Consider the following 287-nt stretch of genomic DNA (forward strand, 5'->3'; position numbering starts at 1 on the left):
CTACCCGGGCGCGTCGCGCGCGCCGAGGACACGTTCGGCGGCGGTGCTGCCGCTCTCGACGGGGGCGCGCCTCACGGGGGTGCTGGCCTTCAGCTACGACACGACGCACACCTTCGACGATGAGGAGCGCGCCTTCCTCGTGACGCTCGCCGGGCAGTGCGCGCTGGCGATCGAACGCGCCCGGCAGGAGGAGGCCGCGCGTCGTCAGCAGGCGGAGCTGGAGGCGCTCAACGCGACGCTGGAGTCACGTGTCGCGGAGCGCACGGAGGAACTGCGGGTCCGCAACG

Annotated in this window: 1 protein-coding gene; it reads left to right on the plus strand. The window is 73.5% G+C overall.

Features of this window, described 5'->3' with window-relative positions:
* Positions 1-287 (plus strand): GAF domain-containing protein (locus DEIPI_RS39560; protein WP_169737081.1); only part of this gene is annotated, 287 nt, incomplete at both ends.

This window comes from Deinococcus pimensis DSM 21231, from assembly GCF_000519345.1.
In the GTDB taxonomy this organism is placed as follows: Bacteria; Deinococcota; Deinococci; order Deinococcales; family Deinococcaceae; genus Deinococcus_A; species Deinococcus_A pimensis.